At 67.8% G+C, this 5,943-nt stretch carries 4 protein-coding genes; all 4 read left to right on the top strand.

What is annotated here, in order from left to right; genetic code table 11:
- On the top strand, nt 1–665 hold a 665-nt coding region (locus WBA11_RS09760), incomplete at its 5' end, for a HEAT repeat domain-containing protein (protein WP_424520509.1).
- A 163-nt stretch (nt 666–828) separates the two neighbouring features.
- Nucleotides 829–3,333: a type VI secretion system tip protein TssI/VgrG gene (gene tssI, locus WBA11_RS09755; RefSeq protein ID WP_424520508.1), complete on the top strand. Its 2,505-nt coding sequence runs from the start codon at nt 829–831 to the stop codon at nt 3,331–3,333.
- Between the two features lie 2 nt (nt 3,334–3,335).
- Entirely contained in the window at nt 3,336–3,662 is a 327-nt protein-coding gene (locus tag WBA11_RS09750) for a PAAR domain-containing protein (protein ID WP_424520507.1), read from the top strand.
- On the top strand, nt 3,659–5,943 hold a 2,285-nt coding region (locus tag WBA11_RS09745), incomplete at its 3' end, for a DUF6531 domain-containing protein (protein WP_424520506.1). The genes WBA11_RS09750 and WBA11_RS09745, both read left to right, overlap by 4 nt.

The following is a 5,943-nucleotide window of genomic DNA, read 5'->3' as shown; positions in this document are numbered from 1 at the left end:
ACCCGGCGCTGGTGCGGACGCTGGCGCTCGCCGGTCGCGGCACGGCCGTCCCGTGGCTCACGGAGGTCCTCCAGCACCCGCCGTCCGCCCTCGACGCCGCCGACACGTTGGGACTGATGGGCGACCCAGCCGCGGTCCCGGCTCTCATCTCCGCCCTCGAGGGCGATGCTTCTGCCGCCGCCGCTCGCGCGCTCCACATGATCACGGGCGCCGACCTCGAGGTCGAGACCTTCGTCGAGGACGTCCTCGAGGACGACGAGTTGTTCGAGGACGAGCGCGAGAAGCTGGCACGCGGCGAGCCGATCACGCCGCCCGACCAAGCGCCTCGCGGGACGACCGTCGCCGGGCCGAGCACGGATCTCGAGGTCTGGACCGAGTGGTGGGAGCGGAACCGCGACGCTTTTCACAGCGCCGACCGCTTCCGCCTGGGCCAGCCGGCGGGACCGGCCTCCCAGGTCGCGTCGCTCGCAGCGCCGTTCGTACCGCACCGCCTGCGGCGCTGGATCGCGGACGAACTCGCGGTCCGCTACCGGATGGATGTCCCGTTCGACGCGACATGGGACGTGGCCCACCAGCGCACCGCCCTCGAGGCCATGCGAGCGTGGGCCGACGCCCAGCACGTCGTCCCTGGTCGGTGGTACGTCTCGGCGCACTACGCGAGCTAACCCTGCAGGCCGTGACCGGACGGACAGGCGTTTCCGGTGTATAGAGAGAGCCGGGCCGCATCGCGGCGGTTCGCTCAGCACCACAGCCATGCTCACCGTCCCGCCATCGATGACGCGTGCTCGCGACCTCTACCTCGTGAGCACGGGCTGACCGCCTATCCCCATGGAGATCCACCACGTCGTCCGTCACGAGTTCACGTGTAGCGCCCTCGAGGACGACACGTTCCAGGTCGCCGAGTTCAATGGCCGCGAGTCCATCTCGCAGACATTCGAGTTCGAGGTCGACCTCGTCTCCCGCGATGAGGCGATCGACTTCGAGGACGTCATCAACAAGCCGGCCACCCTGTCCATCGCGCGCGGCGGCGACGAGGCGTCAGAGATCAACGGCATCGTCGTCGACTTCGTCCAGTCCTACGAGGTCGAGGGGTTCGACGGCTACAAGCGGTACCTCTACCGCGTCGTCCTCGTCCCCCGGCTGTGGCGGCTCGGCCTCTCCAACCAGAGCCGGATCTTTCAGGACCTGACCGTCCAGGACATCGTCACCAACGTCCTTAAAGACGCCGGCGTCGATCACGAGTGGAACCTGGCCGGGTCCTACGAGCCGCGCGAGTACACAACGCAGTACAAGGAGTCCGACCTCGATTTCGTCCAGCGGCTCCTCGAGTTCGAGGGCATCCGCTACTACTTCCGGCACGAGGACGGCAACGACACCGTCGTCATGAGCGACGACGCGGGCGACTCCGAGCCCATCGAGGACGAGCCGGTCCTGCCGTACAACAACCTCGGATCGCCGCTCACCGATGCTGTCCTGGGCCTCACAGCCCGCCGCCGCTTGGTGACGCTGGGCACCGAGACGAAGGACTACAACTATCGCACGCCCGCAGCCGACCTTCTCACAAAGGCCGACGACCGAGACCCCGAAACGGGCTTCCTCTCGGACTCGATGATCCACACCGGCACGCAGACGCGCAGCGACGCGCTGACGAAGATCCGGGCGGAGGAGTTCGAGACGCAGCGATTGGTCATGACGGGCTCGAGCAACTGCTTTCGGCTCCGCACCGGGTTCCGGTTCGACCTCGAGGGCCACTTCCGGAAAGACATCAACCAGTCGTACCTCATCACCGAGGTCACGCACCGAGGCTCCGAGGCCGATGTGTTGGGAGCAGGAACGGGCGGAGACCGGGAGTCCGGCTACCAGAACGAGTTCACGTGCGTCCCGGCATCGGCCCCGTATCGGCCGCCGCGGATCACACCCATTCCGAAGCTGCCGGGCGTCCTGACCGCCAAAGTGGAAAGCGCCGGCGGCGAGTACGCGCCGATCGACGACCAGGGCCGCTACCGCGTCCGCTTCCCATTCGACCTGGGCAAGGAGGGCGCGGCCCAGGCGACGAAGCCGGTCCGGCTCGCACAGCCCTACAGCGGCCCGGAGTACGGCCAGCACTTCCCAGTCCACAAGGACGCCGAGATGGTCGTCGCGTGCGTGGACGGCAACGTGGACCGGATCATCGGTCTCTCGACGGTGCCGAACCCGAACCAGGCGTCGCCGGTCACCAAGAACAACCAGACCGAGAACACGGTCTTGACAGCGGCGGGCAACCGGATCATGCTCCAGGACCTCAAGGGCAAGGTCGGCGTCGACATCAAGACGCCGACAGCCAAGAGCCGGATCCACCTCGGCGCGGCCGAGGACGCCGTCGAGGGCATTCAGTCCTCGACCGATGCCACCCAATCGATCCACGCTGGGAATGGCGTGTTTATCAAGACGGGCAAGCTGATGGGCGACCCAGATTTCGTCATGGCGGCGAAGGACCTGGGGGACATGGGCTCGGCCATGACAGCCGTTGACGGGGCAATCGGCGTGGCGCTGGCGGCCCTCGGCGTTGGGTCAGGGTTCCTTAAGAACAAGTCGTTCTGGCAGAGCTTCGTCAACACCGGAGCTGGGACGGCGGCGGGGCTTCTGCTCCCAGGCATCTTCATGGCCAGCGAGGGCGGCATCATCATGGGCACGACGGCCGGGATCTCGGCCTACGCTGGCACCGGTGGGATTGGGCTCACGACGACGAGCGGAATCGACCTGACCTCGGCGACAATGGGAATCAACCTCATGGCCGGGACGGGTGGCATCAGCATGGGTGTCGGTAGCGGCGACATCGACATGGCGAATGGAAGGGGAGACATCAAGGTCAACTCCAAGACGGGCAACATCCTGACCGAGGCGCAGGACGACATCCGGTTCAAGTCGAAGGAGAAAAACTTCTCCGTCAAGACCAAGCTGAACATCCACCTTGAGGCCGACAAGCAGTTTTCAGGCATGGCCGAGACCATCGAGTTCGGTGCTGACAAGTCTGTCGAGGTGAGCGCTGGCACCCATATCGAGCTCAAGGCCGACGACAAGATCACGCTCAAGTGCGGGCAGTCCTCGATCGCGATGTCCAAGGACGGATCGATCACGATCAAGGCGGGCCAGAACAAGATCGAGATGGGCGCGAGCGGCATCGAGGTCAAGGCCGCGGCTCAGCTCAAGATGAAGGGCACGGCGGGCGCCGAGCTCGCCGGCATGAACGTCAAGGTCAAGGCCGACGTCCAGGCCGCCCTCGAGGGCGTGATGGCAGACGTCAAGGGAAGTGGAATCGCGTCCATCAAGGGGGCGCTCACCAAGGTCGGATAACCATGCCACAGCCCGCTGCTAGAGTCGCCGACGCCACGATGCACGGCCCGCCCCTGTTGGGGCCGGGGTGTCCGACGGTCTTGGTCGCCAAGATGCCTGCGTGGCGCGTGGCCGATCAGCACACGTGCCCGATGGTCAACCTCCCGCCGCCGGCGGGACCAGGCACACCGCACGGACCGGGTGTGACGATGCCACCGGGTAACCCGATGGTCCTGGTCGCCAACATGCCCGCGGCTCGGATGGGCGACCAGGTGATGGAGCCCGGTGCCATCGTCCCGCTCCCGCCCCCCAACCCGATCCTGATGGGGGCGCCGACGGTGCTGATGTGATCCATGCCCCTCCCGCCCGGCTCCGTGTCGACGCCGCCACCGGCGCCGTCTGCCTCGACGCCGTCGACGCCGTCGTAGCCGGCCCCATTCCCGTCGTGCTGTCCCGCTCCTACCGGAGCTCCGACCTCGAGGTCGGGGCCCTGGGAACGGGCTGGAGCCTAGGCCTGGACGCCGCCCTCGAGGTCGGCGCGGCGGCCGTTCGCTGCATTGGCGGACCGTTCGGCGGCGCGGCGTTCGCCCCCGTCGAGGTCGGCCGTGCAGCGCTTCAAGAGGCGACGGGGCTGACGCTGGAGCATGTGAGCGATGCGTTTGTGATCTCGGCCTCGCCTCGGCGCCAGTTCGTGTTTCTCAAGCGCGACGCATCAGGATCTCGTGTCCCTCTCTCGGCCGTCCGCGACGCATCGGGTTCCGTCCTCACCTTAGAGCGGCGCGCCGGGCGGCTGATCGCGGCGAAAGACCCGCTCGGCCGTGTGCTTCGCTTCGAGTACGGCAGCGGCGGCCTCGAGGCCGTGACATTGGCGGCGGCAACGAGCGCGCCGGAGACACTGGCGCGCTACGTGACCTCCGGCGGCGCACTGCGCTCGGCCTCGACCTCGAGCCGGTACACGGAGCACTTCGACTACGACGGGACGCTCCTCGTCGAGCACCGCGCGCTCACGGGCGCACCATCCTACGCCCAGTACGACGCCGACGGCCGGTGCGTCGCGCTATGGGGCGCCGATGGCCCCGGCGTCCGGCTGGCCTACGATGCCCTTCGGCAGACGACCCGCGTCCTCGATGCCAGCGGCGGACAGGTGCTCTACCGACATGTGCTCGGGCAGCGCGTCCTCGAGCGGATCGGACACGCGGGCGAGAACCGCGTCTACTACTACAACGAGGCCGACCGCTTCATCGGGCACGGCGAGAACGATCACGTCTGCGAGCACCAACAGCTCGACCCAGGAGAGCGGCGGCTGTCGCTACTCAACCACGAGGAGCAGATCGCCTTCGTCGACTACGACGAGGACGGCCTGGCCTCGAGGGCGTCGGATGCGACGGAGCACTCTGCCACCCTCGAGTGGAGCGACGGCCATGCGCTCGTCGGGCTGACCACGCCGGGAGAGCATGCCTGGACGTTCGGTCGGGACGATCACGGGCGAATCACGTCCGTCACAAGTCCCGAGGGCCGTTCGGTCACGCTCCGGTGGAGTCCGAGCGGTCTCGCCCTCGAGGACGCTGAAGGCACGAGGTGGCAAGAGACGTGGGACGCGCGAGGTCGGGTGACGGGGCGCGTCGACCGGCTGGGCCGCCGTCAACGCCTGCGCTACCGCCCCGACGGGCGGCTCGAAGAGATCCAGATCGGCGACTACTCCGCCGAGTTCTTGTACGACCCAGCCGGGCGCTTGATGGGCGTCTCAGACTCGGAGCGGGAACGGGCAACGATCACTCGGGACACCGCCGGCCACGTCGCCCGGCTGGTCGCGCCAGACGGCACGGACACCGCCTTTAAGTACGACCCTCTCGGACGCGTCCTCGAGGCCCAGACCGCGACCTCGGCGGCACGGATGAACTACGACGAGCACGACCAGCTGGCGACCGTCGACATGGGAGGCCGTCTGGCTCACTACCGCTACGAGGGCGGGCAGACGACGGTCGAAGACGAGACTGGGACCCGGCGGTACAACCGACTGGGCGACCTGGTCGAGCACACCGCAGACACGGAGACCTCGACGTTCCTCTACGGAGCGAGCGGCGAGCTCCGGATGTGGTCTCGCCATCGGGACGACCTCGATCTCGGCGCCCTCGCCCTCGAGTACAACCCAGACGGCCAGCTGTCGAGCCTTCGAGGACGGCACCCATCTGAGGCGGATGGACACGACGTCGACCTCTCGCTCGTGTACGACGCCGACGGGTGGCTCACGAGGGTTCTGTCGGGTGGCGTCCAGCGGCTTCGGCTGCGCTACGACGCGATCGGGCGCCCCATCGAGGCCGACCTGGGCGGCACGTCCGCCACGTTTCAGTTCGACGGCGCCGGCCGGATGACGAAGGCCGAGGCCCACGACTCCGCCCTCGAGGTCGCATACGACGCCCTCGACCGTCCGGTCGCCGCCCGCAGAGACGGCGAGACGACCGACTTCAGAACCGCGCCGGATGCGGTCTGGAGCGAACGCCTGCTCAACACCCCTCACAGCCTCGAGGACGTCGACGCGTCATGGGTCTCCGCCCGCGTCGAACGCCACGGCGTGGTCGTGTTCTTCCACATCGACGGCGTGGCGATCCCGATCTGGGCACGGTCCGAGAC

Source organism: Rubrivirga sp. (assembly GCF_049648075.1).
In the GTDB taxonomy this organism is placed as follows: Bacteria; Bacteroidota; Rhodothermia; order Rhodothermales; family Rubricoccaceae; genus Rubrivirga.
Note: the sequence above shows the minus strand (reverse complement) of the source record. Positions and strands in the feature narration are given on the sequence as shown.

What these genes read in the sequence shown, in the direction of transcription:
- WBA11_RS09750 (WP_424520507.1), top strand. Translation starts at nt 3,336, where the DNA reads ATGCCACAGCCCGCTGCTAGAGTCGCCGACGCCACGATGCACGGCCCG.
- tssI (WP_424520508.1), top strand. Translation starts at nt 829, where the DNA reads ATGGAGATCCACCACGTCGTCCGTCACGAGTTCACGTGTAGCGCCCTC.